Origin of the sequence: Pseudarthrobacter sp. NIBRBAC000502770 (genome assembly GCF_006517815.1) — a bacterium.
In the GTDB taxonomy this organism is placed as follows: Bacteria; Actinomycetota; Actinomycetes; order Actinomycetales; family Micrococcaceae; genus Arthrobacter; species Arthrobacter niigatensis.
This window is the reverse complement of sequence record NZ_CP041198.1, coordinates 391,243-405,841: the sequence shown is the minus strand read 5'-3', so window position 1 is coordinate 405,841 and position 14,599 is coordinate 391,243. Positions and strand designations below refer to the sequence as shown.

16 protein-coding genes and 1 rRNA gene are annotated in these 14,599 nt (G+C 65.1%); 5 read left to right on the top strand and 12 right to left on the bottom strand.

Annotated features, from left to right (window positions below):
- Window positions 1–316 precede the first annotated feature (316 nt).
- The 4 genes from NIBR502770_RS02260 to NIBR502770_RS21750 all read right to left on the bottom strand — a co-directional run bounded on the left by NIBR502770_RS02260 (window position 317) and on the right by NIBR502770_RS21750 (window position 4,570).
- Window positions 317–1,838, bottom strand: a 16S ribosomal RNA gene (locus NIBR502770_RS02260).
- 654 nt (window positions 1,839–2,492) lie between these two features.
- Window positions 2,493–3,239 (bottom strand): excalibur calcium-binding domain-containing protein, encoded by a 747-nt coding sequence (locus tag NIBR502770_RS02255; protein ID WP_141180888.1) that lies wholly within the window; start codon window positions 3,237–3,239, stop codon window positions 2,493–2,495.
- A gap of 67 nt (window positions 3,240–3,306) precedes the next feature.
- Window positions 3,307–3,687 carry an excalibur calcium-binding domain-containing protein gene (locus tag NIBR502770_RS21755; protein WP_371416484.1) on the bottom strand — a complete coding sequence of 127 codons (381 nt, stop codon included), beginning with the start codon at window positions 3,685–3,687 and terminating at the stop codon, window positions 3,307–3,309.
- A 22-nt stretch (window positions 3,688–3,709) separates the two neighbouring features.
- Window positions 3,710–4,570 (bottom strand): HNH endonuclease family protein, encoded by an 861-nt coding sequence (locus tag NIBR502770_RS21750; protein ID WP_371416483.1) that lies wholly within the window; start codon window positions 4,568–4,570, stop codon window positions 3,710–3,712.
- A gap of 394 nt (window positions 4,571–4,964) precedes the next feature.
- On the opposite strand from NIBR502770_RS21750, the gene NIBR502770_RS02245 reads away from it, so the two are divergent.
- Window positions 4,965–5,357, top strand: a complete 393-nt coding sequence (locus NIBR502770_RS02245; RefSeq protein ID WP_141180887.1) for a VOC family protein — start codon at window positions 4,965–4,967, stop codon at window positions 5,355–5,357.
- A 62-nt stretch (window positions 5,358–5,419) separates the two neighbouring features.
- On the opposite strand, the gene NIBR502770_RS02240 is transcribed toward NIBR502770_RS02245, so the two are convergent.
- Together NIBR502770_RS02240 and NIBR502770_RS02235 are read right to left on the bottom strand one after the other, a co-directional pair.
- Entirely contained in the window at window positions 5,420–6,025 is a 606-nt protein-coding gene (locus tag NIBR502770_RS02240) for a heme-binding protein (protein ID WP_141180886.1), read from the bottom strand.
- 78 nt (window positions 6,026–6,103) lie between these two features.
- The gene (locus NIBR502770_RS02235) at window positions 6,104–6,610 is read right to left on the bottom strand and encodes a DUF3592 domain-containing protein (protein ID WP_141180885.1); all 507 of its coding nucleotides are present in this window, start codon (window positions 6,608–6,610) and stop codon (window positions 6,104–6,106) included.
- Between the two features lie 133 nt (window positions 6,611–6,743).
- On the opposite strand from NIBR502770_RS02235, the gene NIBR502770_RS02230 reads away from it, so the two are divergent.
- Together NIBR502770_RS02230 and NIBR502770_RS02225 are read left to right on the top strand one after the other, a co-directional pair.
- Window positions 6,744–7,205 carry a MarR family winged helix-turn-helix transcriptional regulator gene (locus tag NIBR502770_RS02230; RefSeq protein ID WP_141180884.1) on the top strand — a complete coding sequence of 154 codons (462 nt, stop codon included), beginning with the start codon at window positions 6,744–6,746 and terminating at the stop codon, window positions 7,203–7,205.
- On the top strand, window positions 7,202–8,458 hold the full coding sequence (locus NIBR502770_RS02225) for an MFS transporter (RefSeq protein WP_141157928.1): 1,257 nt from the start codon (window positions 7,202–7,204) through the stop codon (window positions 8,456–8,458). Before NIBR502770_RS02230 ends, NIBR502770_RS02225 begins: the two co-directional genes overlap by 4 nt.
- A gap of 24 nt (window positions 8,459–8,482) precedes the next feature.
- Here NIBR502770_RS02225 and NIBR502770_RS02220 read toward each other — a convergent pair whose 3' ends face one another.
- The 6 genes from NIBR502770_RS02220 to NIBR502770_RS02195 all read right to left on the bottom strand — a co-directional run bounded on the left by NIBR502770_RS02220 (window position 8,483) and on the right by NIBR502770_RS02195 (window position 11,828).
- The gene (locus tag NIBR502770_RS02220; protein WP_141180883.1) at window positions 8,483–8,833 is read right to left on the bottom strand and encodes a cupin domain-containing protein; all 351 of its coding nucleotides are present in this window, start codon (window positions 8,831–8,833) and stop codon (window positions 8,483–8,485) included.
- 137 nt (window positions 8,834–8,970) lie between these two features.
- The gene (locus tag NIBR502770_RS02215; RefSeq protein WP_141157930.1) at window positions 8,971–9,357 is read right to left on the bottom strand and encodes a VOC family protein; all 387 of its coding nucleotides are present in this window, start codon (window positions 9,355–9,357) and stop codon (window positions 8,971–8,973) included.
- A 240-nt stretch (window positions 9,358–9,597) separates the two neighbouring features.
- Window positions 9,598–9,921 carry a hypothetical protein gene (locus NIBR502770_RS02210; RefSeq protein WP_141180882.1) on the bottom strand — a complete coding sequence of 108 codons (324 nt, stop codon included), beginning with the start codon at window positions 9,919–9,921 and terminating at the stop codon, window positions 9,598–9,600.
- Between the two features lie 137 nt (window positions 9,922–10,058).
- Complete coding sequence (locus NIBR502770_RS02205) at window positions 10,059–10,403, bottom strand: iron chaperone (RefSeq protein WP_141180881.1); 345 nt, start codon at window positions 10,401–10,403, stop codon at window positions 10,059–10,061.
- A gap of 8 nt (window positions 10,404–10,411) precedes the next feature.
- Complete coding sequence (locus NIBR502770_RS02200) at window positions 10,412–10,879, bottom strand: SRPBCC family protein (protein WP_141157933.1); 468 nt, start codon at window positions 10,877–10,879, stop codon at window positions 10,412–10,414.
- Window positions 10,880–10,910: 31 nt separating this feature from the next.
- Window positions 10,911–11,828 carry a 2-hydroxyacid dehydrogenase gene (locus NIBR502770_RS02195; RefSeq protein ID WP_141180880.1) on the bottom strand — a complete coding sequence of 306 codons (918 nt, stop codon included), beginning with the start codon at window positions 11,826–11,828 and terminating at the stop codon, window positions 10,911–10,913.
- Between the two features lie 269 nt (window positions 11,829–12,097).
- On the opposite strand from NIBR502770_RS02195, the gene NIBR502770_RS02190 reads away from it, so the two are divergent.
- Both NIBR502770_RS02190 and NIBR502770_RS02185 read left to right on the top strand, forming a co-directional pair.
- A complete protein-coding gene (locus NIBR502770_RS02190) occupies window positions 12,098–13,339 on the top strand; it encodes an MFS transporter (RefSeq protein WP_141180879.1) in 1,242 nt (413 codons plus the stop codon).
- 131 nt (window positions 13,340–13,470) lie between these two features.
- Window positions 13,471–14,547, top strand: a complete 1,077-nt coding sequence (locus NIBR502770_RS02185; RefSeq protein WP_141180878.1) for a glycerophosphodiester phosphodiesterase family protein — start codon at window positions 13,471–13,473, stop codon at window positions 14,545–14,547.
- The last annotated feature ends 52 nt before the right edge of the window (window positions 14,548–14,599 follow it).

Below are 14,599 nucleotides of genomic sequence, written 5' to 3'. Positions count from 1 at the left end.
ACCGTCATGGCAGGGAAACCAGAAACACACAAACCCACCAGAACAACCCCCACCAAAGGCAGGGACCATTCCCGTGGTCCTGTTGCCTCAGGACCCAACAGTGTGCCAAACACAAAACCACGCATCCCCACGCCCACCGTTCCAGAACCATCACTGGCTCGTACTAGACAAGACACAAAAACACGCGGCCGCTATTTGTTGATATTCCACCCATGAGCACCCGCCACGGAACAATCGTCCGTGCTACGGGCTTGCTTCCTGACAACACCACACCACCAACATGCGCTGGTGACCGGTTGTTGTAGGTGCTCCTTAGAAAGGAGGTGATCCAGCCGCACCTTCCGGTACGGCTACCTTGTTACGACTTAGTCCCAATCGCCAGTCCCACCTTCGACAGCTCCCTCCCACAAGGGGTTAGGCCACCGGCTTCGGGTGTTACCAACTTTCGTGACTTGACGGGCGGTGTGTACAAGGCCCGGGAACGTATTCACCGCAGCGTTGCTGATCTGCGATTACTAGCGACTCCGACTTCATGGGGTCGAGTTGCAGACCCCAATCCGAACTGAGACCGGCTTTTTGGGATTAGCTCCACCTCACAGTATCGCAACCCTTTGTACCGGCCATTGTAGCATGCGTGAAGCCCAAGACATAAGGGGCATGATGATTTGACGTCGTCCCCACCTTCCTCCGAGTTGACCCCGGCAGTCTCCTATGAGTCCCCACCATCACGTGCTGGCAACATAGAACGAGGGTTGCGCTCGTTGCGGGACTTAACCCAACATCTCACGACACGAGCTGACGACAACCATGCACCACCTGTAAACCGACCACAAGTGGGGGACCTGTTTCCAGATCTTTCCGGTTCATGTCAAGCCTTGGTAAGGTTCTTCGCGTTGCATCGAATTAATCCGCATGCTCCGCCGCTTGTGCGGGCCCCCGTCAATTCCTTTGAGTTTTAGCCTTGCGGCCGTACTCCCCAGGCGGGGCACTTAATGCGTTAGCTACGGCGCGGAAAACGTGGAATGTCCCCCACACCTAGTGCCCAACGTTTACGGCATGGACTACCAGGGTATCTAATCCTGTTCGCTCCCCATGCTTTCGCTCCTCAGCGTCAGTTAATGCCCAGAGACCTGCCTTCGCCATCGGTGTTCCTCCTGATATCTGCGCATTTCACCGCTACACCAGGAATTCCAGTCTCCCCTACATCACTCTAGTCTGCCCGTACCCACCGCAGATCCGGAGTTGAGCCCCGGACTTTCACGGCAGACGCGACAAACCGCCTACGAGCTCTTTACGCCCAATAATTCCGGATAACGCTTGCGCCCTACGTATTACCGCGGCTGCTGGCACGTAGTTAGCCGGCGCTTCTTCTGCAGGTACCGTCACTTACGCTTCTTCCCTACTGAAAGAGGTTTACAACCCGAAGGCCGTCATCCCTCACGCGGCGTCGCTGCATCAGGCTTGCGCCCATTGTGCAATATTCCCCACTGCTGCCTCCCGTAGGAGTCTGGGCCGTGTCTCAGTCCCAGTGTGGCCGGTCACCCTCTCAGGCCGGCTACCCGTCGTCGCCTTGGTAGGCCATTACCCCACCAACAAGCTGATAGGCCGCGAGTCCATCCAAAACCACAAAAGCTTTCCACCAACCACCATGCGATGGAAGGTCATATCCGGTATTAGACCCAGTTTCCCAGGCTTATCCCAGAGTCAAGGGCAGGTTACTCACGTGTTACTCACCCGTTCGCCACTAATCCACCCACAAGTGGGCATCATCGTTCGACTTGCATGTGTTAAGCACGCCGCCAGCGTTCATCCTGAGCCAGGATCAAACTCTCCGTTGAAGTAAAACAAAAACAGACACAACACGGAACCACGGAAATAACGCGGAAACCGCACTGCAAAATTTGAAACCAGCTGTAAAAACCAGGCCCAATCCACGGGGTGGACAGGCCCAGCAAATTCAACCAATCACATTACATAATCGGTATCAACAAACTTGGCACACTATTGAGTTCTCAAACAACAGACACACCCGGCACCACCCAAACCAAACATTCAGGATCGCTCCGGAGCAACTTTTCAAAGTTACCCGATCCCACCCGGCTTTGCAAACCACGTCTCCGTGACCCAAAACCACCAAGATCAGCCCCCACCCACCAACAGCACGCACAAAAAGCGAACCATTTTTCAGGCCGTTCAAAAGGGGGGTTGGCCGCTATTTTTCCGCTTCAGCGGCGGCGACTCAGAAAACAATACCCGCACACAACCCCCACCGCAAATCGGGCGGAAGGTGGTGGCGAATCCGCGGAATTCCGGGGCAGGAGGGGCGTTTCGGGCACCCAAGCAGGCTGCCGGCGTCGTAAGTCCGCTGTGTGTGCTGCCGCACACTGCACCACCACGGCCATGACCGCCGTTGGAACCGCTACCGAACGAGCTGTGGACGCCTCCCAACAAAGGGGAGCGTCCACAGCTCGTCTTAGTACTGCCCGATTCGTTTATCGCTCGCAGGCGACACCATCGCCGTCGCGGTCCAAAGAGGAGCTGTATCCTGGCTGACCCCTGTGCAACGGCGCGGCGCCGGCATTCTTCGCGGCGGTGCAGTTGGCGTAGTAGGCAGTTGCGGGTGCTTGGGCCGGTGCCTGGACAAATTTCTGCGCCGACTGCTGGTCGGCGGCCGCCTTGGCAGCTGCGTCCCGGGCCGCTTGGTCGGCTGCAGCCTTTGCAGCAGCAGCCTGATCGGCGGAGGCCTTGTCAGCCGCGGCTTTTTCGGCAGCGGCCTTGTCCGCTACCGCTTTAGCTGCAGCCTTTTCGGCGGCAGCCTTGTCGGCGGCGACCTTCTCGGCAGCCGCCTTCTCTGCGGCAATTTTGTCGAGCGACTTCACGCCGAGGTGCACGGTGGAGCCCTTCGCTGCTGTGGCGCCGCTGGCGGGATCCTGAGTCATCACCTGCCAGTTCTTCTCCACGATGATGGTCTTGCCGTCCACGATGTCCTTGGCCTCAACCTTGAAGCCGAGACCCTTTAGTTGGTCCGTGGCCTTGTCCAGGGTCAGGCCCACCACACCTGGAACGGCAACAGACGCCCCTGCCGTGGCGGTGGCTGTGGATGTCGCAGCGGATGCGGGTTCGACGGATGCCTGCTTGCCTCCGCAGCCGGTCAGCAACAGGCCGGCCAGGACGGCAAGCGCCAACGATTTCTTCAGCCGCCCGGTGACCGGGTGGGCGGCATACAGGTTGTTGTTCATGATTCCCCCTAGGAATGCGATGTGGTGGTGATGCGGTTGGGCCGAGGCCCGAGGAAAGATCCGGCGGCTACTCGCAGGCGACTCCGTCGGAGTCACGGTCCAGCGCGGGCCGGTAACCGGCTTGCCCGGCGGAGAGCGGCGCGGCTCCTGCCGCCCTCACCGCCGCGCAGTTGGCGTAGTAGGCAGCGGCAGGTGCCGGCACGGCAGGAGCCGGGACCACGGGCGCTGGTGCAACAGGAGCAGGGGCGACGGCGGCAGGTGCCGGTGCGGGTCCTGCCGGAGCGGGAGCAGGTACAGGAGCGGCGGCAGGTGGAGCAGGTACAGCAGCGGCGGCAGGTGCCGGCGGCAGCTGGTTGGTCGGCGCCAGCTGCCCGGCGCAGTCGCCCAGGATCCGGGCAATCGCATCGTGCTCGGCCTGCGTGACCCACAGCCCGTATGTCGCCTTCACGGAAACCTGCCGGGCAACGTACTCACAGCGGAAGCCCTTTCGGCGGCAACCAGGTGGCCGCATCGCCGTCGCCCTTTTGCTGGTTGGTGGGACCGTCCGTGGCCTGCAGGTTCAGCGGATCGTTGGCGAACGCCGTCCGCTGCTCGGCGGTCAGCTGCTGCGCGCCCTTCTGCCAGGCGTCGCTCAAGGCCACCACGTGGTCGATCTGGACGGCACTGCTGGTGGCCGAACCCCTGGCAAAGCTGATGGTCTTGCCCGTGTAGGGGTCGGCCAGCGTTCCCGACTGCACCTTGCACGGCACACTGTTCGTGTACGACACGCCGGTGAGGTCGCGTTTGAGGATGTCGTTGCGCGTATCGCACCCATTCCGGTCCACGTCTGCCCACGCCTGGCCGAACTGCGCGCGGTCGTACCCCGTCTTCGGCGCCCGGCCCTTGATCGGCAAGGTTGCCAATACGTCCAGCGCCTTGCTTGCGTACGCTGGCTGCGCATTGGGCGCGGCCGCGGGGGCACCGGCGGCAAGAACGCTTGGACTCTCCGGGTCCAGCGGCTCCCCGGTGTCCGTCGGCGTGGCAGTTGGTGTGGCCGACGGCGATGCCTTGGCTGTCGCCGTCGGGCTCGCTTTCGCCGGGGCCGCCTTCGCAGTGCTTTCCGAGGAGGCTGCCTCCAGGTCCGCGCCGGCGACGCGCGGCAGCGCGGCAGCGCCGCCGATGAACAGCGCCAGCGCCGCGGCGATTGCGACGGCGCCTGCCTTGCGTTTTGCGGGAAGCCACGCCCAGGAGCGCCGTCCGGTGAGGAGTACATAAAGACCGGTAAGAGCAGTTGAAATGCCCAGGACAATCAGGGCTCCGCCAATGCCGCCGCCCAGTGCTCCGAAAAGCATGAACAGCCCGGTAATACCGGCAACAATGAAAGTGGAAAAGCGCGGTTTCCGTGGCGGCTTCGGCGCAGGCGCGGAAGGAACAAACCCCAAGAGGGTGTCATAGTCGGACATTCATTTCCCCATATACAAGGGGGCCCAGAGAGTTTTGCCCCCGCAATCCCGGGCCTGCTGCATAGCCCGGTAAACTCATCACCGCCGAGCCTATGCACCCCGCTGCTCCGTTTACGCAACTTACTGCGATCCTCAGGCAACATTCAGGCAGTCTTGAGGAGACCTTGAGAAATTCCCGTCGCACTCCGCTTTCGGGGCTTAATAAATGCGCGGTAATTCAATCCGGCAATCGATCTGGGCCTGCCGTTCCCCTGGCGTGACGTCCAAGGCTAGAGTGGCCTCCATGCAAATGCGCCTTGAGGTTGTACAGGTCCCGGTTTCCGACGTCGACAGATCAAAAGCGTTTTATACGGACAAGCTGGGCTTCGTCCTCGACCATGACGTGGAACATATCCCGGGCATGCGCGTCGTCCAGCTGACGCCCCCTGGCTCTGCCACGTCGGTGGTCATCGGCACCGGCATGACCACCATGACCCCAGGCAGCCTCGAGGGCCTGCAACTGGTTGTTCCGGACATCGCCGAGGTTCGCAGCGAGCTGGTGGGCCGCGGCGCGGACATCAGCGAGATCCAGGACCTGGGCGGTGTCCTGTTCGCCTACTTCAGCGATCCCGACGGCAACCGCTGGGTCATGCAGGGCCAGACGCAGGACCATGTCCGGGATGCACACAGACCCTAGGAAGGGCTGGCTTTAGCTCCAGAAGCTCCCAGAGGTGAGCGGGCGTCGGCAGCGGAGAATCGCTACCCGGATGCGGGGGCCGCGCCACCCGGAGGGCGCTCCATCACATCCTGGACCACCTCATTGTGCCGCAGGAACCAGGGTTTGAAGGGTGGATCGAAGCGGGCGAACCGCGGTGCACCCACAGGCGTAAGGCCGGCCAGGGTGAGCGCCGCCTGCAGACCGTTGTTGCGCCGCTCAAAGGCCGACGCCGAACCGCTGCCCGAGAAGCCCAGCACGGCAGCGAGGGAACCGGGCACCGCCCGCACCGTGACCCTGGGATCGGTGGGCACGGGAGCAGTTTCGGCATTCAAGCCGGCCGGCAGGACAAAGGCCACCGAGAATTCCGCCGGCTCCCCTGATCCAGGCAGCGGTCCGCGCTGGAGTACGGGTGCGGTCATGGCGAGCTTTTGGCCTCCCGCTTCCTGGATCACCGGTGCGGTCATCGCCAGTTTCTGCCGGGCCGTGTTGTTGCCGCTGATGTAGTTGAAGAGGTACCGGAAGGCGGCGTTGCCTGCCCGGTCGAAATCGGCCGTCACCGACACCTCGGCGACCACGTGATCGGGATACCGGCGAAGTTCGAAGTGGGGATAGCGCCGGACCAACTCAAAGGGCTGTTGTTCAGTCATGGTGCGCACAGCCTACGCCCGTCAGGCGGGAGCGGACAGGGCGGGGTACGACCCGGAGCGGACAGCCGGAAGCTCCGGCTACACCACCTTTGGCGTTCGGCGCCGCCGCAACCTGGCGCGCAGAACAGCGCTGCCGACCAGGACGATGTACAAGAGGCCCAGAACTCCGAAAATGACCGTCAGGACAACCCCGGCTCCACGCAGCCAAACGCCGTCGCTCTCGTAGCCGGGCACGATGGCCCGCCCGGGATTGTTTTCGGCATAGACGACCGTCACGCTGCTGCCCACTACGGGATACTGATCGTGATCCACAGCGGCGAAGGTCCGGTGGACCGCCCCGTCCGCGGCCGGGAATTGCACCTGCATCCTGCGTTCGGACGCTTTGGTGACGTCGTCGAAGCGGATGATGGTTCCGGTCGCCTGGACACCAGAACGGGCGAGCTCCTCATCGGCGTTGATCATGAAGCTGCCTACGCCGATCATGATGGGCCCCAGGCAGAGCACCAGGACAGTCACGGCCAGGTTCAATTTCCGCTTCCACGACAGCGGGGGTTTACGGTTTCCGTCAGTTCTGCGCCCAGTCACGGCTCCCATTGTGCCGGAGCTGTCAGCAAAACCACACCTCCATCCATTGCCTGCGGCAACCAAAGAGGGCATAATGGTTAGCAGAACTAATTAGCAGTGCTAATAAATGCCAGCAGGAGGCGCACACCCCTATATGTCCCCCACCCAAACGACGCACCAGGCAAGCGCCGGCCCCACCGCCCCCGACACCCTCGCCATCGATCTCCGCACCGCTGTGATGCGCACGTCGCGCCGGCTTCGCGTCGAGGCCACCGGAGACGCCATCACCCCCGGCCAGTACACAGTCCTGGCCCTCCTGAACGGCAGCGGCCCCAGCACCCTGCGCGATCTCGCCAGGAGTGAGCACGTCCAGGCACCGTCCATGACCAGGATCGTCAACGCTCTTGCGGAGCAGGCGTTCGTTACCAGGAGCGCCGATCCCGACGACGGCCGGCAAGTCCGCGTGGACATCACCGACGCCGGCAGGAAAGTCCTGGCCGAGGCCCGGAGCCAGCGGACCGCCTGGTTGGCGCAGCGTGTGGCCGGACTCGGTGAGGAAGACCGGCTCATTCTCAGCCGCGCAGCCCGCATCATGCAGGAAATGAGCGGCAAATGAGTGCGATGTTCCGCGCCCTCGAAAATCCCAACTACCGCATTTGGGCCAGCGGCGCGATCGTCTCCAACATCGGCACCTGGATGCAGCGCGTCGCCCAGGACTGGCTGGTCCTGACCGTCCTTACCGATCACTCGGGAGCCGCCGTCGGCCTCACCACGGGCCTGCAGTTCCTGCCAATGCTGCTCTTCGGCCCCTACGGCGGGGTCCTGGCGGACCGCTACCGCAAGCGCATCATCCTGATGTGGACGCAGCTGGCCATGGGCTTCACCGGACTGGCCATCGGCCTCCTGGTGGTCACCGGCACCGCGCAACTATGGCACGCCTACGTGGCCGCCTTCTGCTTGGGCGTGGCCAGCGCGGTGGACGCACCGGCGCGCCAGGCCTTCGTATCGGAGCTCGTGGGCCAGGAGAACATTTCCAATGCGGTGGCCCTGAACTCAGCATCCTTCAACACCGCCCGGCTCACCGGGCCTGCCATCGCCGGCGTGCTCATCGCCTGGGTGGGTACCGGGCCGGTGTTCCTGCTCAACGCCGCGAGCTTCGCCGCCGTCCTGGTTTCGCTGTTCCGAATCCGCACCACCCAGCCCGCCCCTATCGCGAGGGGCGAGCGGAACAAGCACCAGGTGGCCGAGGGCATCCGTTACGTGCGGCGCCGGCCGGACCTGATGCTGATCATGGTCCTGGTGGGCATCCTGGGTGCGTTCGGCATGAACTTCCCGGTGATCAACTCGCTGATGGCCACCACCGAGTTCCGCATGGGACCCAGTGAATTCGGGCTTCTCGGCTCCATCATGGCCGTGGGCACGCTGGCCGGCGCCCTCCTCGCGGCACGCCGCTCCGGGCCGCGGCTGCGGTTCCTGCTGGGCGGAGCGCTGGGACTGGGCATCTTCACGGTCCTGGGCAGCATCGCCCCGACGTTCTGGGTCTACGCGGCAATCCTGATTCCCGTGGGCCTGGCGTCCATCACGTTCCTGAACAGCTGCAACACCAGCATCCAGCTCTCCGTGGAGCCACAGTTCCGGGGCCGCGTACTGGCCCTCTACCTGGCCATCCTCCAAGGCGGCACCGCCATCGGTTCGCCGCTGGTGGGTTGGATCGGCAGCGAGTTCGGCGCGCGCTGGTCCGTCGCGGTGGGCGGCATCGTGGTCCTGCTTGCCGGTATCGCCGCCGTTATCGCCGTCACCAGGCGCAACCGGCTCACCCTGCGCGGCGCACTCCGGATGGCCCTGGGCAGGCGCGAGCCCGCAGTCTGAGCCCGCTGCTGCGGTGGCGGGGCATCACTGTTGCGGGGCGGCCACGATGTCCACCGAGATTTCGACAACCGGCACCGTCCCCTTGTTCTCGAGCCAGTGGGTGGTGTGGCGGTCCTCCTGCCAGCCCACCCCCGGCCCGTACTCGGTGACCAAGCCGTCCCGGTGCTCCGTGACAGTCCCCTGAAGGACATAAACCGTCCCGGGCCGGCCCACGTGGTCATGGAGGGGGCCGAAAACTCCGCCCGGCTCGATGGTCACCATCCGCATCCGGAGCTGGCGCCCGTCCATACCCTCAATTTCGCCGGCAAGATCCACCGTCGACAGAACCTCCATGGAGACGCCCTTTGTCTCCGGCACCACTTCTTCCACGCCCACCGCTTTCCCTTCCCTCCGGACTGCTTACGACGGCGGCGCCGGCCTGCCGCTGCCACGCACCCGGGTGCGGGTGCTTCGGGCGGCACGGGCCGGCGTCGTACTTTCTATTGCGGGGCCTGCACTACGGGCCCTGGCCGTCAAGAAGGCATCGAGGAGATGTTGAGGATGTTGCCCTCGCTGTCCAGGAACCAGGCCGCCTGGCCGTAGCCCTCCATTGATGCGATGCCGTTCTCGGTCTTGAGTCCGGGCATGTCGTAGTCTTCGAAAACGACGCCGCGGGCACGGAGTTCGTCCACGTCGCGCTGGACATCATCACTGGCCCAGCCGATTTGCGTGTTCTTGGCCGAACCCGCGTTGTCCGTCTGGTAAATCAGGAACGAGGTCCCCTTCCCACACCGGTAGACAAGGCCGCCATCGGCCATGGTCCGCTCGGGCTCAAACCCCAGCTTGTCCCGATAAAATTCCTTGGCCCGGTCGATATCCTTCGCAGGCAGCACAGCCATGACTTCCATATCTTTGAGCATGACAAACAACTTCCCTTGCTGTTGTGATGGCGTCGCTCTCCCCCGAAAACGGTCCGGCCGTCCCCCGCCGGGCCTCGTGGCCGTCCTTCCCGCCGACTGCCGGGGCGGCCACCCGAAACCCCGGCGGAGCGGTGGCAGCAGCCAGCGCAGCGGGGTCCCCGAAGTCTACGAGGCCATTATGGAACTGAATTTCCCGCGGCGAAATAGGGGATTTTTAAGGGGGTCCCTTGCCTCCCGGAACTATTTCCGGGCCGCCCGGACAGCCTTGCGTACCGCGGCTCCCGTTGCCGTCATCAGGGGCACCAGGCACACCAGGGCGGCAATGGTGTTGGGGCGGAAGACGGTCCTGCCGTTGACCGTGCGGTAGACACCAAGCGGCACCACAACCCCGCCGCCTCCCCCGCCGGAGGCACCCTCCCCGGATTCCGTGCCGCCACCGAAGCCGAAGGACACCAGGGCCACGGGCACCATCTCCTCCCCGTTCAGGTTCACGGGGGCGCCGTACGCGCGGGCGACGCCCATGTTCTTAAAACTTTCCGCGAGGGACTCAAGAGTGTCAGCCATGGCATCACATTAGGCACCCCTGCAGTGCATTCGGAAGGACCATAAGTCCTGCCGGACAGCAGGGGCTCCGGCGGCCGGGCGCCCGTCCCTTCCGGTGGCGTGGCCGCAGGTGGCGCGGGCCGTCGTCGTCCGTTGCTCTATCCCCGGATCTCCGCCATGCGCAGCCGGACGATGTCCTCCACCACGTCGTCCGGCACGGGGTGGGCCGCGGTGAAGCGGATGGTCCCCTTGGAAAGTGAATACCCTTCCAGCCGGTCCGCGACTGCCGCGACGACCGCGCCGGAGAAGGGGAAGATCGAGAGGTGCTTGGCTGCGTGGACGGCGGCGAACAGAGGTTTGCCGTCCAGCTTCAGCGCGGGCATGCCGTAGCTCATGCCCTCCGTGGTGTCCGGGGCGATGGACCTGGCGAGCTCCACCACATGCTGCAGGCAGCTGCGGTCCGGTTCATCCAGCGCGGCCAGCGCATCGTCCACGGCGCCCAACGGGAACCTCAGCTCTTCCTGGCCGCAACCGTGGAGGCCAGCGCGGCCAGGCCCCGCTCAAAGTCGCCGCCCACCATCTTGTCCATGTTCATGAACAGCGCAAAGACCTTTCCGAGCCCTTTGTTCTCCCCGGTCATCAGCCACGTCACCTCCGTGCCGCCAGGAGCCTGGCTGAACGTGAACGTCGTGGGGTTCAGGGCCTTGAACGGCTTGGTGAACTGCAGCCGGATCCCGATGCGGCTCGAAGGTACGGACTCCACGATCTCCATGGTTCCGCTGCCGGCCTTTCGGTTGCCGTTCCACTCATAGCCCGCGCCGGTCCCTGCGTCACTGCCGAAGTAGCGGCGGCTCATCCCTGGATCGACCGCCTCCCAGGGGGACCAAGCGGTCCATTCGTGGAAGTTGTTCACCAACGGAAAGATCTCCTCGGCGGGGGCGGGGATGACGGCGCTGCGGCGGACTTCGAAAGTAGACATGGGCCCAGCATAGGGCCGCGGGCCGCCCGCGTTAAGGGAGGACCACGTTGACCGGGTCCTTGCCCTCCACCAGCAGCCCAATCTGCTTCCTGAGCAGCCGGACCATCCGGGGGAACATGGCCGAGCTGGCGCCACCGACGTGCGGGGTGATGAGCACGCCCGGAGTGGCCCACAGCGGGTGGTGCGCAGGCAGCGGCTCCGGGTCGGTCACGTCCAGGGCAGCCCGCAGCCGGCCGCTTGACGTCTCGGCGAGCAGGGCGTCGGTGTCCGCCACGGGCCCGCGGGCCACATTCACCAGCAGGGCTCCGTCGGGCATGGCTGCCAGGAACTTTGCATCCACCAGCTGCTGGGTCTGCCCACCCAACGGAACACTGACCACCACGATCTCGTGCAACGGCAGCTGGTCGTGGAGCGAGTCGATTCCGTAAATGGTCCCGTGGGCGTCCTCGCGGGCGCGGCTGGCCATCCGGGTGACCTCGGTTTCGAAGGGCAGGAGCCGGGCTTCGATGGCCTTCCCCACTCCCCCGTAGCCCACCAGCAGCACCCGCCGGTCAGCCAGGCTGGGCCGCGGGCTGTTGTCCCAGGTTCCGGTTTCCTGGTTGCGGACGAAGTCCGGGATACCGCGCTGGGAGGCCACCATCATGCCCACGGCGAGCTCCGCCGTCGACGTCTCATGCACCCCTGCCGCATTCGCGAAGGCGATGCCTGGCGGCAGAACTGCGGAGACGCCGTCGTACCCGATGGACTGGCTCTGCACCAGGCCGACGTCGACCCCCTCCAGGGCTGCGAGCGCGGTTGGGTTGCCCATATAGGGCGGCACCAGAAGGTCCAGCCGGCCTTCCGGCGCGGGTCCGTCCAGGTCCCACAGGACAAACTCGACGCCGTCAATGGGCGTGAGTGCGTCCAGCAGGTTTTGGGCGGGCAGGCAGACACGCAGCGGGGCCGTCACGCGGCGACCATCAGAAGGTGCCGTTTGGCAGGGCAGCAGGTACTCATGGGTCTCCAGGGTTCCGGGCCCGGCGCAGCTGCAGCGGGCGTTGAAGTTCCACAACCAACCTATCCCCCGGTACCGCCCACGCCGATTTTTCGCTCCGCAACACGCTGCCGCCGGCGCCCTGTCACGTCCATGACAGCCCGTCCAATCCTGTAAATTTAAGGGAGGAATTGTCCGGCCAGCGAGCCGCTTTCCAACCCCACCCTTTGAATGGACGCTCCCCCATGTCTTCCGCGATTTCCGCGCCGTCCCCTGCCCGATTTCCCTATGCCGCGATGGTGGTCCTGGCCACGATCGCCTTCACAGCCATTACCACCGAGCTCCTCCCGTCCGGGCTGCTGCCGCAGATCAGTACCGGCCTTGGCGTTTCCGAGCCGGTGGCCGGTTACCTTGCCGCTGCCTACGCCGCCGTCATTGTGGTCACGGTGGTCCCGGCGGCACGGCTGTTGGGGAAGATCCCGCGGCATGCCCTGTTGGTTGCGTTGGTGCTGACCTTCGCGCTCAGCAACGCACTGGTGGGTCTGGCACCGGACTTCACCTCGGCGATGATCGCCCGGCTGGTGGGCGGTCTGGCGCACGGGCTGCTCTGGACCACCATGGCGCCATTCGTATCCCGCGTGGTGCCGGCAGACAAAGTGGGCAAAGCCCTGGCAATCGTCTTCAGCGGCAACAGCCTGGGCCTGGCCATCGGTGCACCGGTGGGGACTGCCCTGGGCGGATTCCTGGGCTGGCGCGCCGCGTTCCTGGTTCTCGCGGGCTTCGGCGTGGTCCTGACGGTCCTCGCGTTCTGGCTGCTTCCCCGCGTCCAGCGCATTTCCGATGCTGCCCGGCCGTCCCTGCGCAAGGCGATCGGCCAGCCGGGCGTGAAGTCCGTTGCCATCGCGTGGCCTCTGCTGGTCCTGGCGCACTTCGCCCTGTTCACCTACATTGCGCCCTTCATCCGCGAGGCGAACCTCCCGGACTACGCCACCAGCCTCTCGCTGACGGTGCTGGGCGGGTCCGGCCTGCTGGGCATTTGGATCGCGGGCCTCACCGTGGATTCGCGGCCCCGCCGTTCGCTGCTGATCACGACGGCGGCCATCGCCTTATCGATGTTCCTCCTGCCGCTCGCCGTTGGGAACCTGCCAGTGGCCCTGATACTGATGACCATCTGGGGTGCAGGCCTGGGCGCCATCGGCATCTACAACCAGTCGGCGATCCTCCGGGCCGGCGGGGAGTACAGCGAGGCTGCGAACGGGCTCACGGTCCTGACCATCCAGCTGGGCATCACCATCGGCGCGCTTTACGGCTCGGCAGCCCTGGTGGTCGGCGGCCCGCTGCTGGTTCCGGCCGCGGCGGCAGTCCCGGTGGTTGCCGCGTTCGCCATCACGCTCGCCGGCAAGAGGTACGCGTACCCGCCCGGCCCGCGGGAACGCATCTGGCTGGAACCCCGGCCGGTCTCCGACAAAGTCAAGGACCCCGCCTGATCCCTGGGCACAGCAGAACCTGGCGTTAACCTCCCCTCCAACTGCGTGAACCTCGGGGGCAACCTGTCCGGCCTACCGTTGGCGGGTCACCCGGCGCCGCCGGAACCCGTCACCCAGGAGGAACCATCCCCATGCGCACAGCCCTGACCGCTGCGGCAACCGCCGCACTGCTCGCCGCCGCCATCGCCTCGCCGGGCGCCGCCTTCGCCGCCGAAACCGCCGAGGCCGGAACGCCGTCGTCGAACGCTGCCGGCACCGCCACCTCCGCCATCAAGACGAACGAGCGCAACGGCTCCTTCGACCTCCAGGCGCACCGCGGCGGCCGCGGCGAGTGGACCGAGGAGTCGCTGGCGGCGTTCGGCAACTCCCTGAAGCTCGGCGTCAGCACCCTGGAACTGGACACCCACCTCACCGAGGACGGGAAGATCATCGTGTGGCATGACGACACCATCCAGGCCAACAAATGCGTCGATACCGCCCCGGCCACCGCCGGTGATCCCGAGTTCCCGTACGTCGGCCGCCGTGTGGCCGAACTGTCCCTGGCCCAGGTCAAGACCCTCAACTGCGGCTTCATGCAGCTGCCCGGCTTCCCCGGGCAGGAGGTGGTCGAAGGGAACCGCATCGCCGAGCTCAAGGACGTCTACCAGGTGGCGGAACAGTACAACGCCAAAAAGGTCCGCTTCAACGTGGAGACCAAGGTGGAGGACGGGAAGGCCGGCGGCGAAGGCATGGTGGCGCTGACCAAAGCCGTGGTGGCAGAAGTCGAAGCCTCCGGCGCCGCGGACCGCACCACCATCCAGTCCTTCGACTGGTCCTCGCTGAACCTCACCAAGGAACTGGCACCGGAGCTGACGCTCGTTGCGCTTTCCAGCGGGGACAAGTGGATGCAGGTGGGCCAGCCGGGTGCCGCGCCCGAGCTGGGCGGCATCGACATCGACGCCTACGGCGGCTCCCTTGCCAAGGCTGCAGCCGCCCAGGGGTACAACGTCATCTCCCCCACGTTCAGCTCCGTCACACCCCAGATGATTGCCGAGGCACACCAGCTGGGCCTCGCCGTCATCCCGTGGACCGTCAACAAGGCCACGGACATGGAGCGCCTGATGGACCAGGGAGTGGACGGCATCATCACCGATTACCCCACCCGCCTGCGCGCGGTCATGGACGAGCGCGGTTTGAAGCTGCCCAAGGCCTACGCCCCGCAGGCGTAGTTCCGCGGATAAGGGCCATACGTCAAGGCACGACGGCGGCTGCCGGACTTCC